Origin of the sequence: Halorubrum tebenquichense DSM 14210 (genome assembly GCF_000337415.1) — an archaeon.
GTDB lineage: Archaea > Halobacteriota > Halobacteria > Halobacteriales > Haloferacaceae > Halorubrum > Halorubrum tebenquichense.
In genome coordinates, this window is sequence record NZ_AOJD01000014.1 from 1 (window position 1) to 15,543 (window position 15,543).

A 15,543-nucleotide genomic window follows, 5' to 3' on the forward strand; every position below is an offset into this window, starting at 1 on the left:
GGGCTTTGTTGAAATCCTCAGCAATTGATAGTTTCACACCCTCAATCGCTCAGCATAGGATATTCTCAGATCGATTAGCAGAGGTGGGGATTGAATAGAGGTCGACAGATGATTTGTCCCAGCAATCTTATCATGTACCCTACGGATCTTTTGGATATGTACCGGTTCGTTCAATTTCTCTTATCCGTCGTACTCGGGTTGTTCGTCGGGTTTTCTGTCGCGTTCATCCCTACTCCCGACCCGACCGGCCTTTTGCCGATCGTTGTAGGGTTGATTCTGACTCTCGCGTTGACAGCGGTATTCTATATTGGCATTGATAAGGCGGCCTCTTCCCGAACCTGAGTAACTGCCGCTGTGTTTGCATCGCTGAGAGGACAGTTTTCACGTGAGTTTATGTCTGATAAATAGGATTTCAACAGAGCCNGAACCTGAGTAACTGCCGCTGTGTTTGCATCGCTGAGAGGACAGTTTTCACGTGAGTTTATGTCTGATAAATAGGATTTCAACAGAGCCACAATTTGGTCGAACAACATTTTTAATTCTCCTCACTGAAGTGATAGTACGTTAATGAGAAATGGAAGAGAAGATAGACTCCTCAATAGGGGGACGATATTATCTCTCGTCTTTGTTGGATATATTTTCATTCTTGTGAGCTTACTTTACAGTATAACCACTCAATCGTGGAACGTATTCTCTACACTCGTATTTATCGGGGCTCTTCTCGCAATTCCGTTTATGTTCCTGACGTGAATCGGTCAGTTTACACGCCATTCGATTAGATAATTCAACTCAATTCGATCGGAACACGTGAACTGAATCTGCTGTATTCGGCCTCTCAATCATCCGGCTGTTCCAAACGCAAATACGTTCAAACGAGATTTTAACAGAGTCAACTCGAACGATAGAGCCCGCACATACCGTATCTACAGCCCGTCGCTGTTGCCGACGAGTCCGCCGACGGTCGCCCCGAGGGCTCCGCCGATCGCCGCGCCGAACACACCGAAGAACAACCCTCCGACGAGCGAGGAGAACACCAGCGGAAAGAGGATGTCGACGGCGCTCGGTCTCGAACACCGTTCCGGCTCCGATTCGGTCACGCGGATCCGTGCTGACGCCTCCGCCTAAGGTGTTTCGGCCGATCGAGATCGGACCCGTCGGGGAGCGCAAAGATACGATAGTGCTTCTGGTTATTCCCGAGTGATCGACACGACCACCGAAGCCCCAGCCGGGAGGATGGCGCACGCTCGCTGCGCTCCTCAGTCGCTCGTTTCACTCGCTCCTTGCGGTGCTTACGTCGCCTGCGCCATCCTCCCGGCTGCCCCTTCGATTCCCACCCCGCACAGCACCTCACGCCTCCCCAGCCTCGTCGCCGGTCCTCCGCTTCGCTTCGGACCGCCGACTCCCTCGCGCGTGCTGCTCGGCCGCGAGGCGGCCTCGCAGGCACGCGCCACCGCATCGCTTACCGACAGCCGACTCGACTACCGCCCGATCGTGCCCTGCCGCGTCACGGGCGCGTCGGGGTCGATCAGGAACGCCACGACGGTCGCCCCCTCCTCGCCCGCGGTCACGGTCGGCGGGTCGCCGCCGCCGGTCCAGACGACGCTCTCCGTCTCGTCGAGCGTGACGCCGTCGGTCGGCTCGTCTCCCGCGGAGGCGGGGTCGCCGCCGACGCCGACCGACCCCTCGAAGACGTACACGTAGGCGTCCCTCCCCTCGGTCTCGGGCAGCGTCGCACCCGCGTCCGCGTCGAGGCGGACGTCGAAGCAGTCGACCGCGTTGCGCACGGTAAACGGGTGGTCGGAGCCCGCGGGCGCGAACACGCGCCGCCACTCGTTCGGCTCGGGATCCGGCAGCGGGCCGTGCTGGATGCCGGGCTCTAAGCCGAGCTCCTGCGGCCGGACGAATATCTGGAGCATGCGGAGCGGCGGGTCGTCGGCGAGCGTCTCCTCGGCGTGCCAGAAGCCGGAGCCGGCGTTCATCACGAGGAGGTGTTCGGGGTCGGTGACGAGTTCGTTCCCCTCGCGGTCGTCGTGGCGCATCACGCCCGCGGGCACCCACGAGACGATCTCCTCGTCGCGGTGCTGGTGCATCCGGATCAGCGTGCCCGGGTCCATGAACGACTCGACGACCGTCGAGAGCGGCCCGTAGCCGTGGTCGTCGTGATCGGGGAGGTTTCGCCCGGGGAAGTTGAACCGAGTGCGGAACTTCCCCTGGTTCCGGAAGACCTCCGAACGGGGGGCCGGAAAGAGGTCGCGGTCGGCGGCGGTAGTGGATTCCATTACCAACTGGTAAAATCCGTGCGGCAAAAAACCGTCCGGTGGCGGTGAGCGCCCGCGAGCCGCGCTCACGCCGCCGACGGCGACGACCTCTTGTTCCCGGAGCCCCGGGTTCCGGTACCGTGACGACCGTTCTCTCGGACCGCGACCGGCGGAAGCGCGACGACCGCCCCGACGGGACGTTCTACGACGAGCCGCGGTACGTCACCCACGCGGACGACGCCTTCCTGGAGCGGCTGACGGCCCTGTACGCCTCCGTGACCGATCCGGGCGACCGCGTCCTCGACGCCATGAGCAGTTGGGTGTCGCACCTGCCGGCGGTCGAGTACGACCGGGTCGTCGGGCACGGCCTCAACGAGGCGGAGCTGGCCGCCAACGACCGGCTCGACGAGTTCGTCGTCCGCGACCTCAACGCCGAGCAGTCGCTCCCGTTCGCCGACGACGCCTTCGACGTCGTCTGCTGTGCGCTGTCGGTCCAGTACCTCCAGTACCCCGGACCGACGTTCGCGGAGTTCGCCCGCGTCCTCGCGCCCGGCGGGACGGTCGTCGTGAGCTTCTCGAACCGGATGTTCCCGACGAAGGCCGTCCGCGCGTGGCGGGCCGCCTCGATGCCCGAGCGGGCCGATCTGGTCGAGCGTTACCTCGACGCCGGCGGGTTCGCCGCCTCCGAGCGGATCGCCGAGCGCTCGGGCGAAGATCCCTTCTACGCCGCGGTGGGGTCGCTCCCGTGACGACCGGAGCCGCCCCGTGACGCCGCGCCGGATCGCGGCCGTCGTCGTCGACCTCGCGCTCGTCGCGATCCTCGGCGTGGCGGCGCGGCTCACGCACGTCCTCTGGTACCGGTCGTTCGAGGCGAGCGTCGCCGTCGACCTCGCCGGCTCGGTCGCGCTCGGGGCCGTGTTCGGAGCCGGACACCTCCTCCTCGTCGCCTCCGGGGACCGGGTGCTCACCTCGGCGGGCCGAGACGCGGACACCGACTCGCGGATCCCGCGACCCCGATCGGTCGCCGTCGCGGTCGCGGCCGGCTTCCTCCTCCACGCCTCGCAGGCCCCCGCGTTCACGCCGTTCGAACTCGCCCCGACGGGCGTCAACCGCGTCCTCACCGCCGGCGGCGTCGCGCTCGGACTCTGGTCGCTCGCCGTTCGTCGAGCGGCGCGCTCGGGGTCGTGACGGAGGGGAGGAAGGGTGGGAAATCGAGAGCGGAGACAGTGCGGGGTGCCACCCGCTCGGCGTCCCGCTCAGTCCGCGGCCGCCGGCTCGGCCGACTCCAGCCCGGAGCCGCTCGGCGGGCGGAGGACGAACACCGCGAGCCCCGCGGCGACCGCGAGGCCGCCGCCGAGGACGAACGTGGGGGTCCAGCCGAACGTCGCGACGAGGTAGCCGGCGACGGTGCCGGCGAAGACGCCGCCGCCGACCTTCGCGGTGTACAGCACGGCGTAGTTGCCCGAGGAGTTGGCCGCGCCGTAGTAGTCCGTGAGCAGCGACGGGAAGTAGACGAAAAGCGGCGAGGAGAAGAACATCGCGCCGAGGACGAACGCGACGAAGACGGCCCCGCTGCCCGTCCGCCCGGCTCCCACCAGTCCGACCCGGAAGAGCCCGGCGAGGATGAAGGACCCGGCCATCACGCGCTTGCGGTCGAACCGGTCGATCGCCTCGCCGAGGATCAGCCGCGAGACGCCCGCGGCGACCGGGAGGAGCGTCGCGGAGAGCGTCGCGACGAGGGCCGCCAGCCCGAAGTTCTCCGCGAACCGGACCACGTTCGCGATGACGAGGAGGTCCGCGCTCGCCATCGCGATGAACATCGCGTACAGCACCCAGAACTGCCACGTCGAGAGCATCTCCCGTGAGGTGTAGTTACGGCCGCGGATCGAGGCGGCGAGGTCGTCGTTCCCGGTGCCTCCGCCGTTCTCGTCGCCCTCGCCGCCCTCGCCGTCCCCGTGCCGGTCCAACCAGTCTTTCGGCGGGTCCCGGAGGAGGAACGAGCCGACGAGCGTCACGACTAAGATGCCGATCCCGATGTTCCGGAGCACGTCGGAGTAGGCCGCCACGGTCGCGTTCGCGCGGACGTACGGGACGACCAGCGCGCTCCCGGCGGCGAACGCCATCGTCCCGACGCCGGTCGTCAGCCCCGTCCGGTCCGGGAACCACTTGACCGCGGTGTTGACCGCGACGGTGTAGACGATTCCGACGCCGATCGCGCCCAGCGAGTACAGCAGGTACAGCTGCCAGAGGCTCGTCGCGTACGCCAGCCCGATGTACCCGCCGCCGGCCAGCAGCGCGGCGAGGAACGTGATCGCGCCCGGCCCGCGGCTGTCGCGCCACTTCCCCGCGGGGAACTGCGAGAGCGACTGGAACACGACGTAAAACGAGAACACCGCGCCCAGCGCCGGCAGCGCGATGTCGAGGCTGTCCGCGAGCGGCTGCTCGATCGACGACCAGACGTACTGGTACGGGCTCACCGCGGCCATCATCCCGGCCGCGGCGGCGATCTGCCACCACCGCGAGAAGCCGAGCACGTCGGCGGCGCGCCCGGCGTAGTCGACGCCGCCCCGCGACGCCTCGCCCTCGGGGTCGGACTCCGGATTCCCGGCCGATCCGTCGGCGTCCGGCTCCGGATCCGCGCTCGAATCCCCGGGCTCACTCATCGTCGTCGGTCCCCGTCCGTCGCGTCCGTGGTGTTAATCCGTGTCATGGCGTCTGGTCCGTCGTCTGCCGTCGCGGCGGCTCGTCCGATACTCATCGCACTCACCGATTAAAACGCGTCGTTGCGGTCGTTCTTGCTCCCGGTCGGGGCGGACGACTCAGCCCCCGGCATCGGGGGTCGCTCGCGGTCCCCCGGAGGGACCGGTCCGGCTCAGATCGCGTCCGGGTCCGCGGCCGCGAACCGCACCGCCGGCGGGACGAGCCCGCCGACGAACAACATCGCGATCCCGACGCCCCACGCGGCCGCGATCCCCGCCGAAGCGCCGTAGCTGACGGCCGGCAGCGACAGCGCCATGAGCGCGAACGCGAGCGTGTACCGGCGCAGAACGTCCATCTCAGGCCACCCCCAGCAGTCCGGCGGCGTTCAGCGCGACGATGACCAGACCGACGAGCGCCCCGACGAGCGCGACCCAGGGGATGGTCACCCGGAGCACGTCGCCCTCCCGGCCGACGATGCCGGCCGCCGTCGTCCCGAGGATGACGTTCCCGGGCGAGATCGCGTTCCCGATCGCCCCGCCCGCGCTCTGGCCGGCGAGGATCAGCGGTTCGGAGAGCCCGCCGAGCTGCGCGGCGGTCTGCTGTTGGAGCCCGCCGAACAGGATGTTCGACGCCGTGTTACTGGAGGTCATGAACGCGCCCAGCGACCCGATGAGCGGCGAGAAGAAGCCGTACGTCGCCGGCGTCGCGACGTTCGCGGCGCTCTCCGCGAGCACGAGCACCTGCCCGCTGTGGTCCATCACCTTCGCCATGACGAGGAAGGAGACGACCGCGATCGACGCCGGGATCGCGGTCGCGAGGACGGTGCGCGAGAACGCCTCCCGCGGCTCGTCCGCCCGGGCGGTGGCCGCCTCGTAGTGGCCCTTCCGCCGGTAGACGACGAAGGCGACGAGCGCGCTGAGGAGCAGGAACGTCCCCGGGTGCGTCAGCGGCGAGAACGGGGAGTACGGGGCGGTCGCCTCGGTGACGACGCCGAACGACGTCGCGATCTCGGGGAACGAGAGGCCGACCTGGATCGACCCGAGCGCGTCCGAGAGCGGCGTCACGACCGCGGTGACGAACGCCGCGGCCGCGAGCGCGACGAACGGCAGCGCCGCCATCGGGAGGCTCATCAGCCCGTCATCCGCGGGGTCCGCCGCGTCCGCGGCCGTCGCCGTCCCGCCGTCCGCGACGGCGGTCGGGGAGCTCCCGTCGGCGTCGGTCGCGGCGATCGACTCCGCCATCACCGGCCGGCGCTCGATGGCGTCCGTCGGGGTCGCGTAGCGGCTCCACGCCGCCAGCGGCGCGAGCGCGAGCAGCCCCACCGACGCCGCGAAGAAGTTCGCGAACTCCGGCGGGATCACCGTCACCGCGGCCAGCTGCCCCCCGCCGTGGATAAGCGAGACGACGGCGACCATGGGGAACGCGTAGCGGACGGCCTCCCAGCGGCCGTAGAGCCACGCGATCGAGAGCCCGCCGACGAGGTTCGGGATCCACAGCAGGACGCCGAGCGCCAGCGCGGTCGCCGCGACGCTTTGCATCTCCACCACTTGGACCAGCGCGAGCCACGCGACGCCGAGCGTGCCGAACGTGTTGGCCCACGCGTGGCCGACGAGCGGGATCGCGACCGAGTACACGGGCTTCACGCCGAGCGCGAGCAGCAGCGGCGCGACCACGACGATTGGCGTCCCGAACCCGGAGATCGACTGCATGAACGAGACGAACACCCAGCCGAACGCCAACACTAAGAACAGCTCGTTCTCGGTGAACGCCGTGATCCGCGTCCGCAGCGCCTCGAATCCGTCGGCCCGCTCGATCACGTGGTAGAAGACGAGCGCGGGGACGATGACGTACAGCACGAACACCGCGTCCCAGACGCCCTTCCCGCTCGCGACCGACAGCGCCTCCGGGGACAGCCCGTACGCGGCCAGCGCCACCGCGGCCGCGGCGAACATCCCGACCGACGCCGCCTCGTGGGCGCGCCACCGCAACACCACGAGCGTGAACAGCAGCAGCGCGAGCGGGACCAGCGCGAGGCCCGCGTACAGCGGACTAACTGGCAGCAACGCGTACACCCCTCGTTCCGGTCGGGGTGGTCCCCTGAGACTGCGAGTTCGTCCAGTATATGCGCGTGTCTGAACCTGTTCGATCAGTTCCGCTCCCGCCGATTATCACTTCCAACATCGACGGCGAACCGATTCGGGACAAGTAACAAAAAGTCACGCATAATACACAATGGTCGTGTGACGATGTGGTATTCTTCTGGAAGGACGTATTAGGAAACCGAGCGTGCCGATCGATTCCGGACGTCATCTCGGTTTCGAGTGGGAGAACGTTCGGGACCCGGAGCGGCCGCTCCGGGTCCGCGCGTCTCGGCGGGGTCCGGTAGTCCCGCGTCTTGCTCGCCTCGTTCTCCGGCGTTTCGTTTGCCGGATGTTCACACGCATGATCGTGTGACTTTCTGTCCGAGAGACTCCCGTTTGTGCGGGAAAAGCGCGGTGAATAATGATAATCGTCTATCCTGTCGAAAATCGTTAAATGATAACCGACCGTACTCAGAACCGAACGAGGCGCGCTCGATCCGCCGAGACGCGCCGTCCACACGCCATGTCCGCCGACGCCGACCCGACCGACCCGACGAACGAAGCCCCGAACGCGTCCAGCACCGCCGCCGCGAGCCGGGCCGACGCCCGGAGCCCCGCGGCGGCCGGCTCGGACCCGACGGGCGTCGGCGGGTCCGTCTTCGACCGCGTGCTGGTCGTCACCGACGACGGTCCCGCGGGCCGCGCCGCCGCGGCGACCGGCGTCGAGCTCGCGGTGACCCACGGCGCGGCGGTCGACGCGCTGTACGTCGTCGACACGGCGACCGACTGGGACGTGGTCGTCGAGCGTCGCGAGCGGACCGGCGAGGATCTCGTCGAGTCCGTCGAGGAGCGCGGCGCGGCCGCCGGGGTCGACGTGGAGAAGTGGTTCCGCTACGGAGCCGCCCACGAGGAGGCGATCGACTTCGCGGCGGCGCACGACGCCGACCTGATCGTGGTCGGTTCGGCCCGTCGGACGGGTCTCGACCGGCTCATCCACCCGGATCCGCTTCCGGGGCGGCTCCAGCGCGGGGCCGACGCCCCGGTGCTCGTCGTCGGCCCCGACGACGACTGACCGAGACGATCACTCCTCGACTTCTCTCCTTCCTTTCGGCCCGTCCCGAGCGGGCGTCCGCGCCGCACGCGACCGGTTAAGTGACCGCGGCCCCAACGATCGGTGTGACTGACGTAGGCATCGTCGGCGCGGGTGCCGGGGCGGCCGCGGCGGCGTTCGTCATCGACCGGACCGTGCCCGACGCGGACGTGACCGTCGTAGAGAAGTCCGGAGGGCTGTGCGGGCGCGCGGCGACCCGCCGCCACGACGACCTCACGTACGACTACGGGGCGAACTACCTGAAGAGCGACGACGACCGCGTCGTCGAACTGATCACGGAGACGCTCGACGACGAGGGGCTCGTGGACGCGAGCGAGCCGGTGTACACCTTCGACGCTGACGAGGAAGTTTCGCCGGGCCGCGACGCCGACGAGCACAAGTGGAGCTACCGGCGGGGGCTCACGCAGATCGCGAAGCGGCTGTTCGGCCGCACCGACGCGACGGTCCACCGCCGGACCCGCGTCGAGACGGTCCGCCGGGTGGACGGGACGGGCGCGGCCGACGGCGGCGGCGCGGCCGACGGCGGCCGCTGGGAAGTCGACGACGCCGACGGGGAGACGCACGGCCCGTTCGACGCCCTCCTGCTGAATCCCCCGGCCCCGCAGACCGCCGACCTGCTCCGGACGGCCGAGTGGGACGACCCGCTCCGGGAGACGCTCGTCGAGGCGATCGGCGCGGTCGAGTACGGCAGCGTCTGGACCGCGGTGTTACACTACCCGTTCGCGCTCGACGTCCCGTACTACGCGCTCGTCAACACGGACAAGGAGCACGCGGTCGGCTGGATCTCCCGCGAGGAGTGTAAGGCCGGTCACGTCCCCGACGGGGAGACGCTGCTCGTCGTTCAGGCGAGCGACGCGTGGTCGGCGGCGCACTACGACGACGACCCGGCCGAGAACGTCGCCGCGCTGGCGGCACACACAGCCGACATCCTCGGCGACGAGCGGCTCGCCGACCCGGCGTGGACCGACCATCAGGGGTGGCGCTACGCGCTCCCCGAGGGCGGCGTCGACGCCGGGCCGGTCGACTCGGCGCGGGACGCGGGGCTGTACCTCCTCGGCGACTGGGTCGCGGGCGAGGGTCGCCTCCACGCCGCGCTCGCGAACGGACTCGACGTCGGCGAACGCGTCGCGTACGGGATCTGAAGAACGGGCGACTGCGACGCGGGCGACCGCGTCGCGGTCGGAGAAGGGATATTTTCGAAAGCGGTGCGGCGACGGGGCGCGAAGCCCGGACGGTCGCGTTTATTTCGTCGTGATGCGGTACTCGACGGTCCCCAGTCCGGGGAGCGTGAGCGTCCGGACGCGACCGCTGCGTCGTCGCAGGGTCCGCAGGACGGACCGCGAGAGGACGGCGAGCGCGACGGTGCCGGTCAGCAGCGCGACGGTGGCAACCGGGTACGCGAGCGCGACGAACGGGACGACGACGAGCGCTAAGTACGCGAGCGTCCCCAGCGGGGAGCGTCCGGCGGGCGGCGATTCGGATCCGGCGGTCCGGTGCTGCTCCGCCGAGGTGATAGAGCCTTGGTACATATCTCACCGTAGGCTCTCCGACGACTAAAACCTTTCACTTTCCAAATAGGTTTTGAGAAGTGGTACCACACCACTCTCCATCAGAGGTTCTAAAACGGTTGTTCATGCGGTGTAAGGTGTACCATGGTGCGCGTTGGTATACTTCTCGTAAATTTGTGACTTCCGGCAAGTTGCGGTCTCGATCGGTGCCGTGATCGGGCGTTATCGACGGGCGGACTGGGCGCTCGCGGTCCCGTCGTCGACCCCGCGGTCGGTCTTCGACGGCCGCGGTCCCGTTCCGCGCTCGGCGGTGCTTTTATTTCGATCCGATGCCTCCCGTAGATACGGACAGCCACACGATGACACTCGACACTCCCACCACCGATCCAGCGGTCGTCCTCACGGCGTCGGAGCGCAAGCGCGCGGTCGCCGGCCTCGCGGACGGCACCGTCGAGACGGTCGCGGATCTGCGCGTTCGCGGGCGGGCCGACGAGATCGCGGCCGAACTCCGCGAGACGCACCTCCCGGCCTTAGAGGAGGCGGGCTACATCGAGTGGGACCGCGAGGCCGGAACCATCGAGCCCGGACCGAACTTCGAGGAGGCCGCCGACCACGTCGGCGACCTCCCGCTGCCGGAGTCGACGTCCTCCGACGACTGACCGCTCGGCGCGGACGCGGCCCGAGACGTTTATCCCCGGCCGCGGGCGACACCCGACAGCGATGGCCGAGCCGATCCTGAAGTGGGCCGGCGGGAAGCGCCAGCTGCTCGACGAGCTGTACGCCCGCTTCCCGGCCGCCTTCGGGCGGTACCACGAGCCGTTCGTCGGCGGCGGTGCCGTCTTCTTCGACTTGGAGCCCGCTCCCGCGACGGTCAACGACGCGAACCCGCGGCTCGTGAACTTCTACGAGCAGGTCCGCGACCGCCCCGAGGAACTGATCGCGCGGCTCGCGGCGTTCGACGACCCCGAGGGCGACCCGGACCCGGACCTCCCGTACGCCGACGAGACCGCCCGCGGCCGAGAGGTGGACGCCTACTACTACCAGCAGCGCGCGCGGTTCAACCGCCGCCCGTACGAAGGAGAGTTCGACCCGCTCACGGAGGCGGCGCTCCTCCTGTACCTCAACCGGACCTGTTACAACGGCCTGTACCGCGAGAACGCCGACGGCGGGTTCAACGTCCCGATCGGGCGGTACGCCGACCCGGACTGGGTCCAGCGCGACCGGATCCGGCACGCGAGCGACCTGCTCGCCGACGCCGAGATCCGCAACGACGACTTCGCGTACGTCGTCGACGCCGCCGACCCGGGGGATCTGGTCTACTTCGATCCCCCGTACGAGCCGATGAGCGCGACCGCGGACTTCAACGAGTACAGCGCCTCGGGCTTCGACCGCGAGGACCAGCGCCGGCTGCTGGAGGTCGCGGGCGACCTCGACGACGCCGGCGTCTGGGTCGTCCTCTCGAACAGCGGCGTGATGTACGACGCGTACGCCGACGCCGGCTTCCGCGTCGACCGCGAGGACGCGACCCGCTCGATCAACAGCGACGCCGACGGCCGCGACGCGGTCGACGAGATCGTCGCGACCAACGTCCGGCCCGCCGAGCGGGGCGAGGCGGGCCAGCGCGAACTCACCGGCTTCTGACGCGCGCGGTACGGCGGACCGGTCCGTGACAGGTGGAGCCGACCGCATGGGGCGGGCTTTTTGCCCTCCCCCGCCGACGGGTCGGGTATGACCGATCTCGACATCGACCTCGTCCTCGTGCCCGTCGACGGCAGCGAGGAGTCACACGAGGCGGTCGATTACGCCATCGCGCTCGCGAGCGAGTACGACGCGAGCGTCCACGCGCTGTACGTGCTCGACGAGGACGTCGTCCGCGCCATCGACCACGGCGTGGTCGACGAGAGCGAGGTGGCCGACGACTCCGAGGCGTTCACCGACTCGGTCGCGCGCCGCGCGGACGCCGCCGGCGTCTCCCACAGCAACTCCATCGCGAACGGCTTCTCCACCTCGGTGAAGACCGTCCATCCCGGCAGCGTCGTCCTCGACACCGCCGAGGAGCTGGCGTCCGACTTCATCGTCGTCCCGCGCGAGCCGGTCTCCGGCGACCCCGGCGAGGTGCTGGGGAAGGCAGCGGAGTACGTCCTGCTGTACGCCAGCCAGCCCGTGCTGTCCGTCTGATGGTCGGCGGTCTCCTCCCCGCGGGCACGACGCTCCCGCCCCTGCCGCACCTCCTCGTCGTCCTGCTCGCGGCCGGCGGCGTCGCCGCCGCGCTCCGCCGCCGTCGACCCCGCGTCACCGGCCGCAGCGTCCTCGCGCTCGCCCCGTGGATGGCGCTCGGCTCCGCGGGGCACGTCCTCTACGTCGTCGACGCGCTCCCGCCGGTCCTGGCCCCCTTCGCCGGCTCGCCGACCGTCTATCTCACGGTGGGCGCGGTCGCGGGCGCGGCGTGGCTCGCGGTCGACGCCGCCCGCCCGGACCGGGTCGCGGCGTGGCTCGCGGCCGCCGGCGCGCTCCTCGTCGTCCCCGTCGTCGCGGTCGCGGCCGTGACCGGGCTCTCCCCCGAGGGGGCGCGCTGGTCGGCGGTCGCGCTCGCCGTCACCCTCCCGGTCGCGGGCGCGGCGTGGGGCGGCCTGCTCCGACTCCGACCCGAGACCGCGATCACGGGGAGCGTCGGCGCGCTCGCGGTGTTCGGCCACGCGCTCGACGGCGTCTCGACCGCGGTGGGGACGACCCAGCTCGGCTTCGGCGAGCGCACGCCCGTCTCGCGGCTCCTCCTGGAACTCGGCGGGCTCCCGCCGGTCCCGGTGCTCGGCGAGGGGTGGCTGTTCCTCCTCGTGAAGCTCGCGGTCGCGACCGCCGTCGTCTGGCTCTTCGCGGCGTACGTCCGCGAGAGCCCCGGAGAGGGGTTCCTCCTCCTCGGCTTCGTCGCGGCCATGGGGCTCGGCCCGGCGGTCCACAACCTCGTCCTCTTCTCCGTCGCGGCGTGAGGTCGTCGCCTTCGGGTACGGGCCTTCGGTCAGAGGACCGAGAGCGCGAACGCGACCGCGACGCCGCCGAGCAGGACCGCTTGGACGAACGCGCTCGCGAGGACGCCGACGGCCGCGTACGCCGCCTGTCGGGCGGCGGCGCGGGGGTCGTCGCCGTTCTCGTAGAGGGCGGCGAGGAAGACGGTGCCGCACAGCCCGACGACGAGGCCGACCGGACCGAGCGGAACCAGTAGCACGACGCCGACCAGCGTGCCGACGACGACGGTCCGGGTCGACGCGCCGCCGAGCCGCCCGGAGACCATCCCCGACAACAGGTCCACGGCCGAGGCCAGAAGCGAGACGAGGACGAGCGCGAGCACCACGCCGAGACCCGGATCGGCGAAGCCGGTGGTGGACGCGTAACCGACGACGGTCAGCGCCGAGAGGACGCCGCTCGGCACGAACGGAACGAACGCGGTCGCCGTCCAGACGACGAGCAACGCGATCGCCAGTTCGGCGGTGGGGAGGGCCATACGGAGTCGTGGTCGCCGGAGTTCAAAACGGTTCACTCGCACGGAGCGTTGGGGACGAACGCGGTCCGACCGCCGGGGACGAACGCGGTCCGACCGCCGCCGTCAGTCCTCTTCCTCGACGACTTCCGGGTCCTCGATGGCCGACTGGAGCGAGTCGAGTCCGTTGACCCACTCGGAGACCAGCCCGTACTCGAGGTCCTCGACGAGTTCGATGTCGAGCGCCTCGCCGTCGATGACGCGCGTGCCGGCCTGAACGACGTAGCCTAAGGCGGCGTCTAAGTCGTCGCCCTCCTCGGCCTCGGCGGCCGCGCGCACGAACTCGCTCACGTCGCCCTCGACGACGCCGCCGACGAGGTACTCCTCGGCCGCGTAGAACACGGGGACGAGCGAGGTCTGAACGCCGTCGATCAGCATCACCTTGTCCTCGTCGTCGAACTCGACGTCGGCGAGGACGATGTCGCGGATGTCGCGGACCTCCTCGACCGCGCGGTCCTCGTCGATCCGGTCGTCGTCGAAGGCGGCGAGCACCTTCACCACCGCGATCGCCGCGTCGTCCTGGAGGTTCAAGAGGAGCCGCGCGGAGTCCTCGTTTTCGGGATCCAGCTCCTCCTCCGCCAGCCTGTCGAGCCAGTTCTGCCAGCGTTCGTCGGTATAGAACGTTTCAACGGCGTCGTCGTCGGTCATGTCCCGTACGTCGCCCGGACTACTCAAATGCCTTTCCTATCGATCGCCGCCCGAGACCGCGTCTCACCCGCGTGAATCCCGGATTCAGGCCTCTCTTTCGAGCGTCGCCTCGGTGTCGATCCCGTACACCGCGGCCGGAGTCTCGACGTGCGCGCGCCGGACCGCCTCCTCGTGCCCCTGTTCGAGCAGCCAGCGCACCCGGCGCGGGACGGTCTTCGGGCCGAGCACCATCCCGGGCCGGTCGGGGTCGTCGACGAAGTCGGTCTCCATCAGGAACGGCTCGCCCGCCTCGGCGGCGCGCTCCAGTCGGTCCTTGTCGCTCATCACGCTCGGCGTGACGCCGGCCAGCTCGCCCGCGGCGTAGTGTTTGACGACCTTCGAGGGGTCGAGGCCGACCGCCTCCGCGGCCGCCGCGAGGTCGGTCAGGTCCTCGGTGGCCTCGGTGTGGAGCTGGACCGCGCAGTCGGCGTCGGCCCCCAGTTCGAACGCGCGCCGCGTCACCGCGTTCGACGCCTCCCACACCGCGTCGCTCACGTCGTAGTGGGGCCGCCCGGACTTCAGCGCCAGCGCGTCGCCGTCGGCGACGTACTCGCTCGCGACCGCCAGCCCGCCGCGCATGAGGTCGCGCGCCGCGGCGGGCGAGAAGTCGCGCTCGTCGACGAGCCGGCTGATCAGGCCGGGGTGGACGCCGAGGACGGGCCACGCGCGGCCCGGAAGGGCCTCCGTCGCGGCCGCGACCGTTTCAAGCGTCTCCTCGAAGACGGCGCGGAAGTCCTCCGGGTCGTCCGGCTCGACGCCGAGGAGCCACGAGGGCTTGTTCACCACGAGCAGGTGGGTGCCGCCGAGCCGGGCGAACTCCTCGACGGCCTCGACCCCGCGGCCGTGACGGGGGTCGAGGTGGAGGTGGTTATCCAATACGGGCGTCCCGAGGTCCTCTGTCATGGGGGGAGGTTCGGTCGCGCCCGATTAGAAGGATCGGTCCTCAGTCGTCGCCCTCGGCCGACGCGTCCGACGACCCGGATTCCGCGGACGACCCGGACTCCTCGGACGATCCGGATCCGCCGGATCCCTTCGGCCGCGGCACCGTCACGTCCGGGAGTCCGGCCTCGATCTGCTCGCGGCGGTCGCCGAACCGCCCCGGCAACACCAGCCGCTCGCCGAGCGCGTCCGCCGGCTCGTCGCTGGCGTAGCCGGGGTCGCTCGTGGCGAGTTCGAAGAGGACGCCCGCGAACTCCCGGAAGTACACCGACCGGAACCAGTGCCGGTCGATCTGCTCGGTCGGGCGTAACCCCATCGAGGACACGGCGTCGCGCATCGCGGACTGGTCGGCGTCGGTCGGCGTCTGGAACGCGACGTGGTGGACCGTCCCGCGCCCCGAGCGCCCCTGCCGGTCCGTCTCGACCACGTCGACGTACTTGCCCACCGGCCCGCTCGCGGCGAAGCGGGTCCGGTCGGCGTCGGTCGCGCCGTCGCTCCCGGCGTCGTCCGCCGACTCCGTCTCGGTAAGCCCCATCGTCCGCAGGAGGCCCTCGGTGCGCTCGGCGTCGTCGAGCCACAGCGTCACCGAGTGGAACCCGCGGATCGCCGCCGACTCGGGGACGAACGCGGTCCACGCGGTCGTCGGGTCGTCGTCCGGGACCTCGACTTCGGCCAGTTCGACCGGGAGGCCGTCGGGGTCGCGGAAGGGGAGGACCGTCTCGCC

Annotated in this window: 18 protein-coding genes; 8 read left to right on the forward strand and 10 right to left on the reverse strand. The window is 69.7% G+C overall.

What is annotated here, in order from left to right:
* Positions 1–923 precede the first annotated feature (923 nt).
* Both C472_RS17215 and C472_RS01210 read right to left on the reverse strand, forming a co-directional pair.
* Entirely contained in the window at positions 924–1,097 is a 174-nt protein-coding gene (locus C472_RS17215) for a hypothetical protein (protein ID WP_161612592.1), read from the reverse strand.
* Between the two features lie 381 nt (positions 1,098–1,478).
* Positions 1,479–2,279: a pirin family protein gene (locus tag C472_RS01210; protein ID WP_006627957.1), complete on the reverse strand. Its 801-nt coding sequence runs from the start codon at positions 2,277–2,279 to the stop codon at positions 1,479–1,481.
* 119 nt (positions 2,280–2,398) lie between these two features.
* Between C472_RS01210 and C472_RS01215 the strand changes: the two genes are divergently transcribed.
* Positions 2,399–3,007, forward strand: coding sequence for a class I SAM-dependent methyltransferase (locus C472_RS01215; protein WP_006627958.1), 609 nt, complete (start codon positions 2,399–2,401; stop codon positions 3,005–3,007).
* Positions 3,008–3,023: 16 nt separating this feature from the next.
* Entirely contained in the window at positions 3,024–3,446 is a 423-nt protein-coding gene (locus C472_RS01220; RefSeq protein WP_006627959.1) for a hypothetical protein, read from the forward strand.
* 68 nt (positions 3,447–3,514) lie between these two features.
* Here C472_RS01220 and C472_RS01225 read toward each other — a convergent pair whose 3' ends face one another.
* The 3 genes from C472_RS01225 to C472_RS01235 form a co-directional block, all read right to left on the reverse strand.
* Positions 3,515–4,921: an OFA family MFS transporter gene (locus C472_RS01225; protein ID WP_006627960.1), complete on the reverse strand. Its 1,407-nt coding sequence runs from the start codon at positions 4,919–4,921 to the stop codon at positions 3,515–3,517.
* 209 nt (positions 4,922–5,130) lie between these two features.
* A complete protein-coding gene (locus C472_RS01230) occupies positions 5,131–5,313 on the reverse strand; it encodes a hypothetical protein (RefSeq protein ID WP_006627961.1) in 183 nt (60 codons plus the stop codon).
* Position 5,314: 1 nt separating this feature from the next.
* A complete protein-coding gene (locus tag C472_RS01235; protein ID WP_006627962.1) occupies positions 5,315–7,030 on the reverse strand; it encodes an L-lactate permease in 1,716 nt (571 codons plus the stop codon).
* A 532-nt stretch (positions 7,031–7,562) separates the two neighbouring features.
* Between C472_RS01235 and C472_RS01240 the strand changes: the two genes are divergently transcribed.
* Both C472_RS01240 and C472_RS01245 read left to right on the forward strand, forming a co-directional pair.
* Positions 7,563–8,111: a universal stress protein gene (locus C472_RS01240; RefSeq protein WP_006627963.1), complete on the forward strand. Its 549-nt coding sequence runs from the start codon at positions 7,563–7,565 to the stop codon at positions 8,109–8,111.
* Positions 8,112–8,215: 104 nt separating this feature from the next.
* The gene (locus tag C472_RS01245) at positions 8,216–9,292 is read left to right on the forward strand and encodes an NAD(P)/FAD-dependent oxidoreductase (protein ID WP_006627964.1); all 1,077 of its coding nucleotides are present in this window, start codon (positions 8,216–8,218) and stop codon (positions 9,290–9,292) included.
* 99 nt (positions 9,293–9,391) lie between these two features.
* On the opposite strand, the gene C472_RS01250 is transcribed toward C472_RS01245, so the two are convergent.
* On the reverse strand, positions 9,392–9,679 hold the full coding sequence (locus tag C472_RS01250; RefSeq protein ID WP_006627965.1) for a hypothetical protein: 288 nt from the start codon (positions 9,677–9,679) through the stop codon (positions 9,392–9,394).
* A 338-nt stretch (positions 9,680–10,017) separates the two neighbouring features.
* On the opposite strand from C472_RS01250, the gene C472_RS01255 reads away from it, so the two are divergent.
* From C472_RS01255 to C472_RS01270, 4 genes are all read left to right on the forward strand, one after another.
* Positions 10,018–10,317, forward strand: a complete 300-nt coding sequence (locus C472_RS01255; protein ID WP_006627966.1) for a DUF7344 domain-containing protein — start codon at positions 10,018–10,020, stop codon at positions 10,315–10,317.
* A 61-nt stretch (positions 10,318–10,378) separates the two neighbouring features.
* Positions 10,379–11,299, forward strand: a complete 921-nt coding sequence (locus tag C472_RS01260; protein WP_006627967.1) for a DNA adenine methylase — start codon at positions 10,379–10,381, stop codon at positions 11,297–11,299.
* Positions 11,300–11,386: 87 nt separating this feature from the next.
* Positions 11,387–11,836: a universal stress protein gene (locus C472_RS01265; protein WP_006627968.1), complete on the forward strand. Its 450-nt coding sequence runs from the start codon at positions 11,387–11,389 to the stop codon at positions 11,834–11,836.
* Positions 11,836–12,645 carry a DUF63 family protein gene (locus tag C472_RS01270; protein WP_006627969.1) on the forward strand — a complete coding sequence of 270 codons (810 nt, stop codon included), beginning with the start codon at positions 11,836–11,838 and terminating at the stop codon, positions 12,643–12,645. Before C472_RS01265 ends, C472_RS01270 begins: the two co-directional genes overlap by 1 nt.
* A gap of 29 nt (positions 12,646–12,674) precedes the next feature.
* On the opposite strand, the gene C472_RS01275 is transcribed toward C472_RS01270, so the two are convergent.
* The 4 genes from C472_RS01275 to C472_RS01290 form a co-directional block, all read right to left on the reverse strand.
* Positions 12,675–13,157: a DUF456 family protein gene (locus C472_RS01275; protein WP_006627970.1), complete on the reverse strand. Its 483-nt coding sequence runs from the start codon at positions 13,155–13,157 to the stop codon at positions 12,675–12,677.
* 102 nt (positions 13,158–13,259) lie between these two features.
* On the reverse strand, positions 13,260–13,841 hold the full coding sequence (locus C472_RS01280) for a DUF2150 family protein (RefSeq protein ID WP_006627971.1): 582 nt from the start codon (positions 13,839–13,841) through the stop codon (positions 13,260–13,262).
* Positions 13,842–13,925: 84 nt separating this feature from the next.
* On the reverse strand, positions 13,926–14,783 hold the full coding sequence (locus tag C472_RS01285) for a TatD family hydrolase (RefSeq protein WP_006627972.1): 858 nt from the start codon (positions 14,781–14,783) through the stop codon (positions 13,926–13,928).
* A gap of 40 nt (positions 14,784–14,823) precedes the next feature.
* Positions 14,824–15,543: VOC family protein (locus C472_RS01290; RefSeq protein ID WP_006627973.1), on the reverse strand; the 720-nt coding region annotated here is incomplete at its 5' end.

Bases quoted from the DNA above. Each gene is read 5' to 3' on its own strand.
- C472_RS01275 (WP_006627970.1), bottom strand. From the start codon at position 13,157: ATGGCCCTCCCCACCGCCGAACTGGCGATCGCGTTGCTCGTCGTCTGG.
- C472_RS01280 (WP_006627971.1), bottom strand. From the start codon at position 13,841: ATGACCGACGACGACGCCGTTGAAACGTTCTATACCGACGAACGCTGG.
- C472_RS01225 (WP_006627960.1), bottom strand. From the start codon at position 4,921: ATGAGTGAGCCCGGGGATTCGAGCGCGGATCCGGAGCCGGACGCCGAC.
- C472_RS01270 (WP_006627969.1), top strand. From the start codon at position 11,836: ATGGTCGGCGGTCTCCTCCCCGCGGGCACGACGCTCCCGCCCCTGCCG.
- C472_RS01230 (WP_006627961.1), bottom strand. From the start codon at position 5,313: ATGGACGTTCTGCGCCGGTACACGCTCGCGTTCGCGCTCATGGCGCTG.
- C472_RS01285 (WP_006627972.1), bottom strand. From the start codon at position 14,783: ATGACAGAGGACCTCGGGACGCCCGTATTGGATAACCACCTCCACCTC.
- C472_RS01260 (WP_006627967.1), top strand. From the start codon at position 10,379: ATGGCCGAGCCGATCCTGAAGTGGGCCGGCGGGAAGCGCCAGCTGCTC.
- C472_RS01255 (WP_006627966.1), top strand. From the start codon at position 10,018: ATGACACTCGACACTCCCACCACCGATCCAGCGGTCGTCCTCACGGCG.
- C472_RS01240 (WP_006627963.1), top strand. From the start codon at position 7,563: ATGTCCGCCGACGCCGACCCGACCGACCCGACGAACGAAGCCCCGAAC.
- C472_RS01265 (WP_006627968.1), top strand. From the start codon at position 11,387: ATGACCGATCTCGACATCGACCTCGTCCTCGTGCCCGTCGACGGCAGC.
- C472_RS01210 (WP_006627957.1), bottom strand. From the start codon at position 2,279: ATGGAATCCACTACCGCCGCCGACCGCGACCTCTTTCCGGCCCCCCGT.
- C472_RS01250 (WP_006627965.1), bottom strand. From the start codon at position 9,679: ATGTACCAAGGCTCTATCACCTCGGCGGAGCAGCACCGGACCGCCGGA.